General features: G+C 66.9%; 13 protein-coding genes. 6 read left to right on the top strand and 7 right to left on the bottom strand.

From position 1 onward, the window contains the following. Positions 1-2: 2 nt before the first annotated feature. Together CYJ10_RS17805 and CYJ10_RS17800 are read right to left on the bottom strand one after the other, a co-directional pair. Positions 3-2,897, bottom strand: coding sequence for a 4Fe-4S dicluster domain-containing protein (locus CYJ10_RS17805; RefSeq protein WP_101682809.1), 2,895 nt, complete (start codon positions 2,895-2,897; stop codon positions 3-5). Further along, complete coding sequence (locus tag CYJ10_RS17800; RefSeq protein ID WP_257993399.1) at positions 2,894-3,571, bottom strand: cytochrome c3 family protein; 678 nt, start codon at positions 3,569-3,571, stop codon at positions 2,894-2,896. Before CYJ10_RS17800 ends, CYJ10_RS17805 begins: the two co-directional genes overlap by 4 nt. A gap of 268 nt (positions 3,572-3,839) precedes the next feature. Here CYJ10_RS17800 and CYJ10_RS17795 point away from each other — a divergent pair, with 268 nt between their 5' ends. After that, a complete protein-coding gene (locus CYJ10_RS17795; RefSeq protein WP_101682808.1) occupies positions 3,840-4,319 on the top strand; it encodes a VOC family protein in 480 nt (159 codons plus the stop codon). A 53-nt stretch (positions 4,320-4,372) separates the two neighbouring features. Beyond that, on the top strand, positions 4,373-4,942 hold the full coding sequence (locus CYJ10_RS17790; RefSeq protein ID WP_101682807.1) for an isochorismatase family cysteine hydrolase: 570 nt from the start codon (positions 4,373-4,375) through the stop codon (positions 4,940-4,942). Here the strand turns inward: CYJ10_RS17790 and CYJ10_RS17785 are convergent. The 3 genes from CYJ10_RS17785 to gcvA all read right to left on the bottom strand — a co-directional run bounded on the left by CYJ10_RS17785 (position 4,867) and on the right by gcvA (position 9,196). Beyond that, positions 4,867-5,676 carry a hypothetical protein gene (locus tag CYJ10_RS17785; RefSeq protein ID WP_257993398.1) on the bottom strand — a complete coding sequence of 270 codons (810 nt, stop codon included), beginning with the start codon at positions 5,674-5,676 and terminating at the stop codon, positions 4,867-4,869. The two genes, CYJ10_RS17790 and CYJ10_RS17785, sit on opposite strands and share 76 nt — an antisense overlap. 2 nt (positions 5,677-5,678) lie before the next feature. Further along, positions 5,679-8,147: a TonB-dependent siderophore receptor gene (locus tag CYJ10_RS17780; RefSeq protein ID WP_101682806.1), complete on the bottom strand. Its 2,469-nt coding sequence runs from the start codon at positions 8,145-8,147 to the stop codon at positions 5,679-5,681. A gap of 143 nt (positions 8,148-8,290) precedes the next feature. Further along, positions 8,291-9,196: a transcriptional regulator GcvA gene (gene gcvA / locus CYJ10_RS17775; RefSeq protein WP_101682805.1), complete on the bottom strand. Its 906-nt coding sequence runs from the start codon at positions 9,194-9,196 to the stop codon at positions 8,291-8,293. Positions 9,197-9,325: 129 nt separating this feature from the next. Between gcvA and CYJ10_RS17770 the strand changes: the two genes are divergently transcribed. Beyond that, positions 9,326-10,168, top strand: coding sequence for a DMT family transporter (locus CYJ10_RS17770; RefSeq protein WP_101682804.1), 843 nt, complete (start codon positions 9,326-9,328; stop codon positions 10,166-10,168). Positions 10,169-10,189: 21 nt separating this feature from the next. Then, entirely contained in the window at positions 10,190-10,627 is a 438-nt protein-coding gene (locus tag CYJ10_RS17765) for a GFA family protein (protein ID WP_101682803.1), read from the top strand. Positions 10,628-10,641: 14 nt separating this feature from the next. On the opposite strand, the gene CYJ10_RS17760 is transcribed toward CYJ10_RS17765, so the two are convergent. After that, a complete protein-coding gene (locus tag CYJ10_RS17760) occupies positions 10,642-10,962 on the bottom strand; it encodes a high-potential iron-sulfur protein (protein WP_101682802.1) in 321 nt (106 codons plus the stop codon). A 97-nt stretch (positions 10,963-11,059) separates the two neighbouring features. Then, positions 11,060-11,998: a LysR substrate-binding domain-containing protein gene (locus tag CYJ10_RS17755; RefSeq protein WP_101682801.1), complete on the bottom strand. Its 939-nt coding sequence runs from the start codon at positions 11,996-11,998 to the stop codon at positions 11,060-11,062. Positions 11,999-12,118: 120 nt separating this feature from the next. Here CYJ10_RS17755 and CYJ10_RS17750 point away from each other — a divergent pair, with 120 nt between their 5' ends. Together CYJ10_RS17750 and hisD are read left to right on the top strand one after the other, a co-directional pair. Beyond that, entirely contained in the window at positions 12,119-12,910 is a 792-nt protein-coding gene (locus tag CYJ10_RS17750) for an HpcH/HpaI aldolase family protein (protein ID WP_101682800.1), read from the top strand. 105 nt (positions 12,911-13,015) lie between these two features. Continuing rightward, positions 13,016-14,308 (top strand): histidinol dehydrogenase, encoded by a 1,293-nt coding sequence (gene hisD / locus CYJ10_RS17745; RefSeq protein ID WP_101682799.1) that lies wholly within the window; start codon positions 13,016-13,018, stop codon positions 14,306-14,308. Position 14,309: the final 1 nt, after the last annotated feature.

Below are 14,309 nucleotides of genomic sequence, written 5' to 3'. Positions count from 1 at the left end.
GGCTATGCAAGATCCTCGTCGGGGTTGGTCACCAGCGCGGCATAGCTGGTGCGTGGCCGGGTATTCAGTTCGGCCAGCAGGTCGAAGTTGCGCGGAGACCGCTTGCGCTGGCTGACCTGGCTGTCCGGGTCGGCGAGATTGCCGAACGCAATGGCCTGTGTCGGGCAACTGGCCTGGCAGGCGGTGACCACGTCGCCATCGCGCAGCGGCCGGCCGAGCTTTTCCGCTTCGATCCGGGCGCGCGTGACACGTTGCAGGCAGTACGTGCATTTCTCCATCACGCCACGCCGGCGCACCGTCACTTCGGGGTTGTAGGCCGGCGGCGGCCGGTCGTCGCCCTGGTTGCTGTACTGCAGGAAGTTGAAGCGCCGTACCTTGTACGGACAGTTGTTGGAGCAGAAGCGCGTGCCGACGCACCGGTTGTAGACCTGCACATTGAGGCCGGCGCTGTCGTGGACGGTGGCGCCGACCGGGCACACCAGTTCGCACGGCGCGTCTTCGCAGTGCATGCATGGCACGGGCTGGAAGACGGTGCGAACCGGCTGGCCGGCGGTGTCACGCGCGTCGTCGTACCGGTCGACGCGGATCCAGTGCATCACGCGGCCACGCCCGACCTCGGTCTTGCCGACCACCGGAATATTGTTTTCGGCCTGGCAGGCGATGGTGCAGGCATTGCAGCCGATGCAGGCGTTCAGATCGATCGTCATGCCCCAGCGCTCGTGGGGATAGGGCCAGCGCGGGTAGAGCGATTCGGCGGCCTGCGGTGCATGGCGCTGCGCGAAATGGGGATGGCGACGGTACTCGGCGGCCGTGGCGGCTGGCGCAAGCCCTCGCCCGGCCATCGAGGTCTGCGTCTGCACCACCGCGAACGCGTGCGTGGCGCCCGTGGCGTCCAGGGCGATGGCGTGCGGCCCATCCGACGTGCGCAGGACGTAGGCGTCGAAGCCCACGCCGTTGCCAACGCGCCCGGCATGGCGACGCCCGTAGCCAAGCGGTAGCGTAACGACCCCTTCCGCGTGACGCGGCATGACCCACACCGGCGCCTCGACCGGCTGGCCTCGGCCATCCACGCGGCGTATCCGCACGATGTCGCCGGTGGCCAGATGGTGCATCCGGGCCGTGAGCGGACCCAGCAGCGCAGCGTTGTCCCAGGTGTGCCGCGTCAGCGCGCGCGGCAGTTCCTGCAGCCAGGCGTTGTTGGCCAGTTCGCCGCCGTCGGTGGCGGGGTCGGGCGTGAAGCGGGCAACCAGCGGAGGTATGGCGAATAAGGGCGGCGTGATGGGGCGCTGCATCTCGGGCGACACATCGGCAGACGCCGAATCGGGGACCACGCCGGTGCGCAGTGCGAGTTGCCAGACATCGTCGAAGCCAGACGGCTGGTGCGCCTGCCAGTGCGCGCGCACGATCGCGTGGCCGGAAGCGGGCGGGTCGCCGGTGGCGGCCGATAGCAGTTCGTGCGCCGAGCGGCCGGCATTGAGCGGTGCAATCAGGGGCTGCACGATGGATACGGTGCCGTCCCACGCGTGCGCGTCGCTCCATCGCTCCAGGTCGTGGGCCATCGGGATATGCCAGGTGGTCAGGCGCGCCGTTTCGTCGCGGTACAGGCCCAGGTGGGCCGACCACGGCACGTGGCCAAGCGCGCCGCCGAAGTCAAGATCGCAGGGCGCGTCGTAGGCGGGGTTGGCGTCGATGACCAGTAGCGCCGAAACCTGGCCGGCCCGCATGGCCTGGGTCAGTGCAGCCATCGAATGGCCGTCGCCCCGAGGTCGTCGTGGCGACCGGGCAACCGTGCGCACCGCACGGCCAAGATTGCCCAGCCGCGCGTTGAGGCGCCAGATCAGCGCCTGGGTGGACGGCGCCAGGCTGTCGCCCGGCACCAGCAGCGACTGGCCCGCCGGGGCGTCCGCGAGACGCCGTGCCAGCACATCGAGCCAGCGGCGCGCGGTGGCGTCGTCGGGGGCGGGCGTGTCCGCCGCCGCTTCGGGCATGCCGAGCTTGCGCGCGAGCGACCACGCCAGTCGTTCGATGTCATGGGGAGGCAGCGCCAGCCGGTTATCAGCGATCTCGCCCGTCAGCGTGGGCGACGATTCGATCGCATAAATGCGGCGCGCCAGCGCGGGGGCCGTGCCGCGGCGGTCGGCCATCAGGTCGTGGGCCTGCCGGACGGCGCCAGGCCCCTGGCCAAGCAGATCGGCATCGAAGGTCACCACGAGCGTGGCCGGCGAGGGATCGAGTACCGGATCCACCGCATCGCCAAAAGCCAGGTCGATGCCGGGCGTGCCGTCGTGGACCGGATCGTGGGCGTGCCAGACGGCCTTGGGATACCGTTCCAGCCAGTGCGCGATCTGTGCCGCAAGCGTGGGCGAGCCGATATTGCCGGTCAGCAGGCGCAGCCCTTCGCCATCGCGGTCGCGCCATTGGGTGCGTTGCACGGCCAGCGCCGCATCGAAGGCCTGCCAGGTCGACATGGCCGCGCCGCGATAGGGTGCCTGGCTGCGGTCGGGGTCCCATAGCTGGAGCACGGCGGCCTGGTCGAACGGATGCGTGCCGCCCAGGCTGGCGGGATGGCGCGGATTGCCCTCGATCTTGGTGGGGCGGCCCATATTGCTTTCAACCAGCACACCCGTGCCGTAGCCATGGCGGGTCAGCGCGGTGGCGTAGAAGATCGGCCGCCCTGGCACCATGCCCTCGGGCATGTGGACGTACGGAACGATGGCCTCCTTCGGCGGCCCGCTGCAGGCGCCGCCCGCCAGCGCGGCCGAGGCGGCCATCACGCGCAGGAAGTTGCGCCGGGCGAGGCTGTCGGGCGTGTCGGCGGTATCGGAGGCATCGAAGGCCTCGGACGCATCGGACGCCTCGGACGCAGGGACGATCGGAATCACGGGCCGGTGCGTCATCGATGACAGGTGGAACAATCGGTGAGCCGCCGGGTGTCCTGCAGGTGATACATCTTCTGCAGCAGCGCCATTTCGTCGGCCGCGAGCGGGGGGCGCTCGCGCATCGCAAAGATGTCGGTGGGCGCATGCAGGTGGCGGGCTGGATCGCGGTGGCATGCCAGGCACCACTGCATGTCCAGCGGCGCCACCCGGCGCGTCAGCGGCATCTGGTCCACGCGCCCGTGGCATTCCTGGCAGGCCACACCCTTGGCAACGTGGATGCTGTGGTCGAAATACACGAAATCGGGCAGGTCATGCACGCGCGTCCATGCCAGCGGCCGGTTGTCCCGGTTGCTGGCGTGCAGGGGCGCCAGCATCGGCGCGTCACGAAACAGCACGCTGTGACATGTCAGGCATACGCCGGTGGCCGGCATGCCCGCGAACGCCGACGTCTCCACGGATGCATGGCAGTAGCGGCAGTCGATGCCATCGTCCGAGACGTGATGCTTGTGGCTGAACGGAATGGGCTGCGCAACGGGTTCCTGCATCTCGATCTGTGGGGCCATGGACCAGCGGGCCACGCCAAGGGCGGCGGCGACCAGAACCAGCACGCCAAGGCCCAGCAGCTTGAGAACAAGGACTTCCGCGCGTGTGAAGGCCTGCGCCATGACGTGTTTTTCTTCCTGGCGAAACATTCGTACGCTGCAATTCAGATGCCAGGGCATCCCGCCTGCCGTTGCCTTGTACAAGAGGGCGTGCCGGCAGCCGGGCTGCAGGCTGCGTGTGTAGCTCTTACACGGGCGCGCTCCAAGTTCCCGACAGGTCGTGGCCGTCGGCGTCGTGCCAGGGCCGGCCCGGCTGGGCTACGTGTTCTCGTAGGATTTGTGGACAGCACGTTTCGGCCAGACTACCGGCGTGGCGGGAGTAAGATACCGGCGCCGGACACCTATCAGGAGACACAGCATGAGCAGCAAGAACACGATCTGTTTGTGGTTCGAGCGGGACGCGCTGGACGCGGCCACCTTCTATGCGCAGCACATTCCAGACAGCAAGGTCGGCGCGGTGATGCGCGCGCCGGGTGACTATCCCGACGGCAAGCTCGGGGATGTCCTGACCGTGGAATTCACGGTGGCCGGCATCCCGTGCGTGGGGCTGAACGGTGGCCCGCACTTCAAGCACAGCGAGGCGTTTTCGTTCCAGATTGCCACCGACGACCAGGCCGAAACCGACCGCCTGTGGAGCGCGATTGTCGACAACGGCGGCAAGGAAAGCGAATGCGGCTGGTGCAAGGACCGCTGGGGGATTTCGTGGCAAATCACTCCGCGTGTGCTGTTGGCGGGGATTTCCGCCCCCGACCGCGTGGCGGCCAAGCGCGTCTTCGACGCCATGATGACGATGCGCAAGATCGACATTGCCACCATCGAGGCCGCGCGACGCGGATAGCGGCGCGGGTGCCTGAAAAGGCGCAATGAAGGCGGACGAGAACCGGAGCGAGCATGCCGATGCCGACCTGTGTGCCAGCGCGGACAGCGCTGGTGGTCATGCACTATCAGACCGACATCCTGAACCTGTTTCCGGAGGTCGCGCCGACGTTGCTGGCCAACACGCGCCGGCTGTGCGATGCGGCACGGGCGCGGGGCGTCAGCGTCTACTTTGCGAAGATCCACTTCGCGCCGGGCTATCCGGAGATCAGTCCGCTGAACCGGAACGGGCAGGGCATCCGGCAACTGGGGCTGTTCGTCGAGGACCAGCTATCGCCGGAACTGGGCCGCCGGTCCGATGAGCCGATCATCCTGGCGCATCGGGCCAGCGTGTTCTTCGGCACCGACCTGCAGGTGCGGCTGTCCGCACAGGGCATCGACACGTTGGTCATGGTGGGGATTGCCTCGACCGGCGTGATGCTGTCGTCCGTTGCGTATGCCAGCGATGCCGACTTCAGGCTGGTCACGGTCAAGGATTGCTGCTACGACCCGGACCCGGTCGTCCACGATCACCTGTTTGCCACGGCGTTCGATTCGCGCACGGCCGTGCTGTCGCTGACCGAAGCCTTGTCCTGGCTTGGCTGATCGCCTTGCCTGGGCCCCGGCTGGGCGGCCCAGTCGACGACGGCATCGAACAGGCGCAGTCCTTCGGGCGACAGGTTGGGGAACGTCTCGTTGTCCAGGAAGAACATCACACGTCGTGCCGGCGCGATGGACTCGTAATCCATCGTCGCGCCTTTCTCGTAGGTGAATACGGCGGCCTTGTCGGGCTGCCCGTAGAGCGTGGCGATGGTGCTGGCGCCGAGCCCCGGCTTGCCCCAGCTCATGGCGGCCTGCTTCTGGTACACGTTGACGACGCCCGCCGGCAGCCCGCCCGCGGCCGGGTGGGGCGCATTGACCAGCCAGACATAGCGCTCGCGCGGCGCCTCGCCGAAGTCGGCATCATGCCGCTTGCCCGTCATCGCCAGATCGTCGAGATAGTCGTTCTCCCACGTCATCAACGGCACGCGCAGTTGCCGCCAGCCGGCCTGCATCGACTTTGCCGAGACGGTGGATGACAGGATCACGCAGTCGGCATTGGCCACGACATCAGGCGCCACATCCTGGTTATGGATCGTGACGCGATAGCCGCGCGATTCGAGATGGGTCTTCACCAGCCGGTCTGCCGCGGCACTGGGGCTCGATACCTGCGTCACGAGCGCAATGGTGCGATTTGCGGCGGACGCGGGCGCGGACCAGAGGGCGCAGGCTGTCCAGAGCCCGGCAAGCGCCGCACCTGTCCTGGCGGCCCGACGGCCGGTTTTCGACGATTCGTTCATGGTCAGAACTCGAAGGTGGTAATCAGCGAAACCTGCCGGGCGTCGCCCACGGCCACGAAGTAGCGGTTGGCGCTGGACGGGTAGTACACGCGGTTGAACAGGTTCTTGGCGTTCAACTGGAAGCGCACCTTTTGCCCGCTGAGGCGCGTCTCGTAGGTCGCGAACGCGTCGAACAGTGTGTAGGCCGGCAGCGAGAAGCTGTTGGCCGAATCGCCGGGCCGGTTGCCCACGTAGTGGGCCATGCCGCCCAGCCGCAGGCGGTCGCCGCCGAAGATCTGTCCGAAGTCGTAGACGGCGGACAGCGATGCCGTGTGCTGTGCCACGTTCCAGAGCCGGTTGCCGGCGTACAGCGGGTCTTCGGTGGTCTTGGCGTCGATGTAGGCATAGCTGGCGATGACGTTCCAGCGGTTGCCGATCTGCCCGGAAATGTCCAGTTCGGCGCCACGCGAGCGGGCCTTGCCCGATGTGCGCCAGTCCGTCAGCTTGGTGACGTCGTTGTACTGGGATACCAGTACGTTCTTCTTGTCGATGTTGAACAGCGCGAACGTGCCGGTCAGGCCGCCGACGAAGTCCACCTTCGTCCCCAGTTCCCACGACCTGGCTTCTTCCGGGGCCACCGACGAATCGATGACCACGCCCGAACTCAGCGGCGCGATGGTCGAGGTCGGCTTGAGCGATGCCGTGTAGCTCGCGTAGACCGATACCGCCGGCGTGGCCTTGTAGACGATGCCCGCGCGCGGCAGCCACTTGTTGCCCGAGATGTCGGTGTTGACGGTGAACGGGCGGCCGCGCCCCGCCATCTGGCTCCAGGTCATGTAGCGGACGCCGCCCACCAGGATCCACTTGTCGGTCAGGTACAGGCTGTCCTGCAGGAAGACCGACGTGTTGTGCAGCGAATCGGTCTGGTCGCTGTCGCTGGCCGAGACCGTGGTGGACGGGTTTTCCAGGCCATAGACCGGGTTCAGGTAACTGAACGTGCTGCGGGTGGCCTGGCGCAGCAGGTCGCGGCGATAGATGAGCCGGTACTCGTGGTCCATCCCCAGCTGCAGGTTGTTGCGCATCCCGCCCAGCCGGAAGTTGCCGTCGACGTAGGCAATGCCGTAGCTGTCCGTGCTCAGCGCGCCATGCGTGGCGTCGTTGCTGCGCGTCAGCGTGCCGTTGCCGGTGTTCACGCCGGTCACGCGCAACTGGCCCGCATCGTAGGTTTCGCGGTTGTAGCTGTAGCCGAAGTGGCCCTTCCAGTCGGCGTTGAACTGGTGGTCGACCGAAAGCTGCGCCAGGTGCGATTCGCCTTCCATCTGGTTGAACGCCTCGTCAAGCCGCCGGCGGCTCGGGATGGGCAGCGGTTCGTTCGTGCGCGGGTCAAGCGCCGTGCCGCGATCGAACGGGTACAGGAATTTGCGATACTCGTACGACAGCACGGCCTGGGTGTCCTTGCCGTACCAGGCCACCGATGGCGCGATCAGCGTCTCGCGATGGACGCCGAAATTGCGCCAGTACTGCTCGTCGGTGTAGTCAGCCACCAGCCGGTAGGCAAGCGGCGTGTCGCCAACCGCGCCGGTGGTGTCCAGGGTGCCACCCGCCCCGTTCTGGCCGTGCCCATAGGTGGAGCCCCGCAGCGACAGTTCCGTATGGCGCTTGCGCTCCGGAACCTTGCTGACGATGTTGATGACCCCGCCCGGGTCCATGATGCCGTACAGCAGTGACGCCGGCCCCTTTATCACTTCCACGCTTTCGGCCGCCGCGTTGAAGCCGCGGCCCTGCACCAGCGGCATGCCGTTATGCATGATGGACCCATCGCGATTGCCACCGAAGCCACGCTTCATGATGGTGTCCTGCGTGCCGGCCAGCGTATTGCCCTGGGTAATGCCGCTGACGTTGCCCAATGCATCGTCCAGGTTGCGCGGCCGCTGGTCCTGCAGCACCTGCGCCGGAACGATGTTGACGACCTGCGGCGTGTCCTGCAGTGGCAGGTCCGAACGCAGCGTGGAGGCGCTGGGCTGGGGGCGATAGCTTTCCGTCGGGCCCGTGGCGCTGACCGTTACCTGGGGCAGGGTGGGGCTGCCCGTGGCGTTGTCCTGGGTGGCCCGGCTGGCGTCTTCGCGGCGGACAAGAAGATAGCTCCCGTTATCCCGGGTCACGCCCAGGCCCGTACCTTCCAGAAGCTGGTCCAGCCCCGCCTGCACCGTATATTGGCCGCGCAGGCCGTTGGTGGTCAGGTTCGCCGTCTGTCCGGGCGTGAACGCCAGCAGAATGCCGGCTTCGCGGCCGAACCGGTTCAGCGCCGTCTGCAAGTCGCCGGGGGGTATGTCGTAAGCGCGGACGGCGGGCGCCTGCACGGGATTGCCCTGTGCGAAGGCGGGCGCGGCAACGATCAGCCCCGAAGCGTGGAGGGCGGCGGCAAGCAGGGTGCGCGGAATCAGTGTCGAAGGACGAAAGGCGTGGCTAAAGTCGTGGCGGTCAGCGGGCATACGTGGATCGGACTGCAGAGCATAAGCAAGAAGGTCTTACTTGCTATGTCACGCGAGAATCCGGAACAGACCACCCTTTTGCCAAAAATCTGAAAAAATGTCTGCGGACAGCGGGCGAACGGGCAGGGTCGGGCACGGCAGGGCTAGCGGGTGGCACCCCGGGGCGCCATGCCCTCGTGCTCCAGCCAGGTGCAGAATCTCCCCACCAGTTCGTCGCCAGACTTGTCATCCGGAACGTAGGTGCAATAGCTGCGGGATGGCAGGCGCGGCGTGGCGAACGGCTCGACAAGCCGGCCCGCGGCGAGATCGTCGGCCACCAGCGCGATCGGCCCCATTGCGATGCCGATGCCGTCGATGGCGGCCTGCAAGGTCAGATAGAAGTGGTCGAAGGTCAGGGTGGCGGCGGGGATCAGCGCCGGCATCTGGGCGCTGGCCAGCCAGTCGGGCCAGAGCCGTGGCAGGCTCGACGTGTGCAGCAACGTGTGTTGCCGCAGGTCGCCTGGCGACCCGAGCGGCAGGCGCTGCAGCAGCGCCGGACTGCAGACCGGCGCCCGTTCCTCGACCAGGAAAGACCGGGTCGAATAGCCGTAGAACGTGTCCGGGCCACCCCGGATGATGACGTCATACCCATCTTTCAGGCTTTCCAGCGGCGCGTTGGACGTCTCGACGTTCACCTCCACGTCAGGATGGGCTGCGCGAAACACGGCCAGCCTGGGCACCAGCCAGCGCAGGGTGAAGGTGGCGGATGCATTCACGGACAGGGTCCGCGCGACCGTCTCGGTCACGCCGTATCGCGCGGTGGCCAGCGAGAGCTGGTCCAACAGGGGGCCGACCTTGTCCAGATAGGCCCTGGCCGCGGGGGTCAACGCCACCCGCCGGTTGTGCCGCTCGAACAGCGCGGCGCCCAGCCATGCCTCAAGCAGGCGCACCTGCTGGCTCACCGCGCCATGCGTCACATGCAGTTCCGCCGCGGCTTCCTTGAAGCTGCCGAGCCGGCCGGCGGCCTCGAAGGCGCGCAAGGCGTTCAGGGGAGGCAATACCAGTTTCATTAGGGATAGATTTTCTAACGTGAGCCGGCAATTTATCTCGATTGTCCGGCCATCACAAGATAGTTATCCTGCCTGTCAGTCTGAACCACGTCGTTTCCCGCTCACTTTCCGTCCTGATCCTTGATCCCTATGTTGAGTCTTACCGGCGGCGTCGTGCTCCTGGCGGCCTTGCTCCACGCGAGCTGGAACGCGATGCTGCACGGCAATCGCGATCGTTTCCTGTCCATGACGTGGATGAGCATCGCCATCGCGGCGGTGGCCACGATCATCGTCCTGTCCAGCCCCTTGCCGGCGCGTGCCGCCTGGCCGTACATCGTCGCGTCGGGGCTCGTGCATATCTTCTACAACATGAGCCTGGTGCGGTCCTATCGCCGCAGCGACCTGGCGCTGGCCTACCCGATCGCGCGCGGTTCGTCGCCGCTGCTGGTCACGCTGGGCGCGGCGCTGTTCGCGCAGGAGTCGATCAGCCCGCTGCACGGGCTGGGGGTGGCGATGATCTCGGGCGGCATCATCGCCATCGCGCTGCAGGGGCGCCGTATGTCGCGCGCCGGTGCGCTGGCCGCGCTGGCGACCGGGGCGACCATCGCGATCTATACCGTGATCGATGGCATCGGCGTACGGCTTTCCGGCGGCCAGGCGGTTTCGTACACCGCGTGGATGTTCCTGTTCTACTGGCTGATGCCGGTGCTGTTCGTCGCGATGCGGGGCATCGGGCCGCTGTGGGCGCCAGTCCGTGCGGAGCCGCTGTCGGTCGGCGTGTCGCTAGGCGGCGGGCTGGTGTCGCTGGTTGCGTATGGCATCGTGATCTGGGTGCTGCAGGCCGGCGCGATGGGCGCGGTATCGGCGCTGCGCGAGACCAGCGTGGTGTTCGCGGTGCTGATCGGCCGGGTGTTTCTGGGGGAAACCGTCAGTCGAGCACGCTGGCTTGCCTGCATGGTCGTCACGGCCGGCGCGATTTGCCTGGGACTTTGAACAAGCGGAGAGATTTGCAACATGACGAACGACATGAATCAGCGGGCTGGCCAGTGCCATTGCGGCGCGGTGCGCTTCGAGGCGACACTCAGCGACGGCCTCGACACGGTGCGCCGCTGCAACTGTTCCTACTGCCGGATGCGGGGCGCCGTGGTCGTCGCGGCGGACATCGGTGGGCTCAGGTTCCTGCGCGGCGAGGCGCTGCTGAGCAGCTACCGCTTCAACACCGGATCGGCCCAGCACTTCTTCTGTTCCCGCTGCGGCATCCATACGCACCTGCAGCGGCGATCGAATCCGAACCTGTACGGTGTCAACGTGGCTTGCCTGGATGGGGTCAGCCCGTTCGATTTTGCGGAGGTGCCGGTCATGGATGGCGTCAATCATCCGAACGATACCGGCGGCCCGGCACGCCAGGCCGGCACGCTGCGGTACGTGCCGGCCGACTCACGGATTGGCTGAATGATTGGCTGAAATCAGCCCTGTTCCCAGGCGCTGCACCAGCCCTTGGCCGCCACGTCCTTGTCGCCGAACAGCACGCAGCCGCCGGATGCGCTGCCCGTGTCGCCCTGGTAGAGCTGGCAGTTCGCGCAGGTCTGCGATGGCTTGTGGGCCGGGAATTTCTGCGGATCGACCTTCGCGGTATCGGCCTTGTAGCCGAGCTTCAATGCCCCCGGTTCCTGCTCTCCCAGCATGCTGGCGGCACGGGCGTGCCGGCTGCCCAGGGCCGCGGTGACGATCACGCTGGTGGTCAGGGCGAGCGGAAGATAGCCGAGGAACTGTCGTCTGCGCGGCATGGTGGAGATCCTTTTGTGGTGGTGGGCCTGTCGGGCGCTCGGGGTATGGCGCACGGGAAGCGTACAGGTTTTCCGGGCCGGGCGGGCCCCGGCGGCGCTAGCCCGGTGGCGAGAAGCAGCGGTCAGCCACCTTGTAGCCGGCTGCGCTCTCCACGGCCTGCGCCACGAACGGCAGGATCATCGGATTGCCGATTTCCTTGTGGAAGGCCACCCACAGTTCCAATGCCGGTACATCGCGGTCGGCCAGCCGTCGATAGACCACGCCGTTGATCGGTTGGGCGGCGGCCGATGCGGGCACCAGCGATACGGCAATGCCGGCCGACACCATCGACATCATGGCGTGGTGGCGCGCCGCGTCGTGCACGCGCGACGGCACGATATTGTGCTCGGCCAGCCAGGTCATCATCAGGTCGTGCGCGTACTGGCCGTAGCGCCGTTCCAGCGTGGCCAGGCTCTGGCCGTCGAGGTCGCGCGCATGGACTTTTGGCTGGCTGGCCAGCGGATGATCGACGGGCACGGCCAGCACATAGGGATCGGACATCAGGCGCCGCGCCTGCAGACGGGGATCGGTAACGGGCGGCCGCAGGATGGCCACGTCCAGCTCGTTGCTCAGCAGCGCCTGGAGCATGGCCTCGGAACTGATTTCGCGCAGCGAGTAGAGCACGCCGGGCACGCGCGCGGAAAAGCGCCGCAGGATGTCCGGAACGAGTTCGACGGCGGAGATGGCGGTCAGGCCGATGCCGAGATGGCCCACGTCCTCGCCACGGTTCGCCTGCGCCACCATCTGCCGCGCGCGATGTTCGATGTCGAACAGCTTCTCGGCCTCGGCGCGCAGCACCTGGCCGGCTGGCGTCAGCCGCACGCTCCGTTTGGTCCGCTCGAACAATTGCGCCCCGATCTGGGCTTCGAGTTGTTTGATCTGCAGGCTCAAGGGCGGCTGCGTCATATTGAGCCGACGTGCGGCGCGCGTGAAATTGAGTTCGTCGGCCAGCACCAGGAACGAGGTCAGAACACGCAGTTCGAGTGGGTTATACATATACAGGTTCTGTATAAGTCAGATACACAAGTAATATTGGAAATATAACTCGCCCAGACGCAGAATGTCTTCACCGCGACCACCTCTACGCGTCGCGGCATGAAAACAGAGACGCGAGACATGACCATCCAGCACCCGATCGACGACCGCCTGCCGGCGCTGCTTCGCAGTGGAAAGCCCGTGCGCGGCATCTTCACGGCCCTGCCCAGCCCGGCCATCGTGGAGATGTGTGCCTACGCGGGCTTCACGTTCGCCATCATCGACAACGAGCACGGCGCCGCCGATTTTGAAACCACCGAGCACATGCTGCGCGCCGCCCGCGCCAGCGGCATCATTCCGGTGGTGCGGTGCTTTCTCGAAGACATCCCCCGTGTCCTGGACATGGGCGCCAGCGCCGTGCAGGTGCCGATGATCGAAACGGTCGAGGATGCCCGCGATCTGGTGCAGCGCGTGCGGTATCCCGCCATTGGCCGACGCGGCAGCGCTTTCAGCGGCCGCGCAGCCGGCTACGGCGCGTTTCCGGGCGCCGCCCATACCACGCGCAGCAACGAGGGCGTGGCGCTGATCGCGATGATCGAAACGCCCGAGGGCGTTGCCAACGCCGCGGCGATTGCGGCCGTCGACGGCATCGACTGCGTGTTCGTCGGCCCGAACGACCTGGCGCATGCGATGGGCCATGGCAATGACTGGAAGGCCCCCGCCGTGGCGGCCGCCATCGAGCAGACGCTGCGCGCGGTGCATGCCCAGGGCAAGTGCGCCGGCATCATTGCGCTGAACGCGGACGACGAGCGACGCTATGGCGAATGCGGGGCGCGCTACTTCGCCACGGTCGCCACCAGCGTGATCACGCAGGCGCTTCGCCAGGCGGCCCAGGCCGGGCACGACACCACCGCAGCGGGATTGCGCTACTAGCCCGCCCAGAATTTCCCCGTTCCAGCACACACAGAATCGCCACGAGCGGCCGGGCGCAGCGCGTCCCGGCGCCGTGCGCCCATGGCATACCAGAAGGAGACTTGCATGGCCCAGTTTTTGAAGACGTCGAAGCCGCAGGAAGTGAAGGCGGAAATCCAGGAGCAGGTACGCGATACCGTCGCGGGCATCCTGGCGCAGATCGCCAGCCGTGGCGACGCCGCCGTGCGCGACTACTCCGCGCAGTTCGACAAGTGGCAGCCGCAGAACTTCCGGCTGTCGCAGGCTGAAATCGAGGCCTGCGTGGCGTCGCTGTCGCCTGAAGTGCTCGATGACATCCGCTTTGCCCAGGCGCAGATCCGTCGCTTCGCGCAGATCCAGAAGGATTCGATGCACGACGTCGAGGTGGAGACCCTGCCCGGCGTGGTGCTGGGCCACAAGAACCTGCCGGTGAACAGCGTCGGCTGCTATATCCCCGGGGGCAAGTATCCGCTGGTGGCATCGGCCCATATGAGTGTGCTGACGGCCAAGGTGGCCGGCGTGAAGCGCGTGATTGCGGCGGCGCCGCCGTTCGACGGCAAGCCGTCGCCCGCCATCGTCGCCGCCATGCACCTGGCCGGCGCCGACGAGATCTACTGCATGGGTGGCGTGCAGGCCATCGCCGCCATGGCGCTGGGCACGGAACACATCGAACCGGTCGACATGATCGTTGGGCCGGGCAATGCCTATGTGGCCGAAGCCAAGCGCCAGCTGTTCGGGCGCGTGGGCATCGACCTGCTGGCCGGCCCGACCGAGACGCTGATCATCGCCGACGACACCTGCGACGCCGAACTCGCGGTGGCCGACCTGCTGGGCCAGGCCGAACACGGGCCCAATTCGCCGGCCATCCTGCTGACCAACTCGCGCGCCCTGGCAGAGGCCGTGCCGGCCGAGATCGCCCGCCAGCTCGCCATCCTGCCGACCGCGCCGATTGCCCGCGTGGCCTGGGAAGAATACGGCGAGATCATCCTGTGCGATTCGTACGAGGAAATGGTGACCGAGGCGGATCGCATTGCATCCGAGCACGTGCAGGTCATGACGCGCGATCCGGACTACTTCCTGCAGCACATGACGAACTACGGCGCGCTCTTCCTGGGCGCCCGCACCAATGTGTCGTATGGCGACAAGGTCATCGGCACCAACCACACGCTGCCGACCACCAAGGCGGCGCGCTACACCGGCGGCCTGTGGGTGGGCAAGTTCATCAAGACCTGCACCTACCAGCGCGTGACGACCGACGAGGCCTCGGCCATGATCGGCGAATACTGCTCGCGGCTGTGTGCGCTGGAAGGCTTTGCCGGGCACAAGGAGCAGGCCGATATCCGCGTGCGCCGCTACGGCAAGTCGCGCCAGGCAGCATGAA

This window comes from Cupriavidus pauculus (assembly GCF_002858765.1).
In the GTDB taxonomy this organism is placed as follows: Bacteria; Pseudomonadota; Gammaproteobacteria; order Burkholderiales; family Burkholderiaceae; genus Cupriavidus; species Cupriavidus pauculus_B.
The sequence above is the reverse complement of the archived record's forward strand: the minus strand, read 5'-3'. Positions and strand labels throughout refer to the sequence as shown.

Coding starts and splice junctions, on each gene's coding strand:
- CYJ10_RS17805 (WP_101682809.1), bottom strand. CDS start 2,897: ATGACGCACCGGCCCGTGATTCCGATCGTCCCTGCGTCCGAGGCGTCC.
- CYJ10_RS17800 (WP_257993399.1), bottom strand. CDS start 3,571: ATGTTTCGCCAGGAAGAAAAACACGTCATGGCGCAGGCCTTCACACGC.
- CYJ10_RS17795 (WP_101682808.1), top strand. CDS start 3,840: ATGAGCAGCAAGAACACGATCTGTTTGTGGTTCGAGCGGGACGCGCTG.
- CYJ10_RS17790 (WP_101682807.1), top strand. CDS start 4,373: ATGCCGATGCCGACCTGTGTGCCAGCGCGGACAGCGCTGGTGGTCATG.
- CYJ10_RS17785 (WP_257993398.1), bottom strand. CDS start 5,676: ATGAACGAATCGTCGAAAACCGGCCGTCGGGCCGCCAGGACAGGTGCG.
- CYJ10_RS17780 (WP_101682806.1), bottom strand. CDS start 8,147: ATGCCCGCTGACCGCCACGACTTTAGCCACGCCTTTCGTCCTTCGACA.
- gcvA (WP_101682805.1), bottom strand. CDS start 9,196: ATGAAACTGGTATTGCCTCCCCTGAACGCCTTGCGCGCCTTCGAGGCC.
- CYJ10_RS17770 (WP_101682804.1), top strand. CDS start 9,326: ATGTTGAGTCTTACCGGCGGCGTCGTGCTCCTGGCGGCCTTGCTCCAC.
- CYJ10_RS17765 (WP_101682803.1), top strand. CDS start 10,190: ATGACGAACGACATGAATCAGCGGGCTGGCCAGTGCCATTGCGGCGCG.
- CYJ10_RS17760 (WP_101682802.1), bottom strand. CDS start 10,962: ATGCCGCGCAGACGACAGTTCCTCGGCTATCTTCCGCTCGCCCTGACC.
- CYJ10_RS17755 (WP_101682801.1), bottom strand. CDS start 11,998: ATGTATAACCCACTCGAACTGCGTGTTCTGACCTCGTTCCTGGTGCTG.
- CYJ10_RS17750 (WP_101682800.1), top strand. CDS start 12,119: ATGACCATCCAGCACCCGATCGACGACCGCCTGCCGGCGCTGCTTCGC.
- hisD (WP_101682799.1), top strand. CDS start 13,016: ATGGCCCAGTTTTTGAAGACGTCGAAGCCGCAGGAAGTGAAGGCGGAA.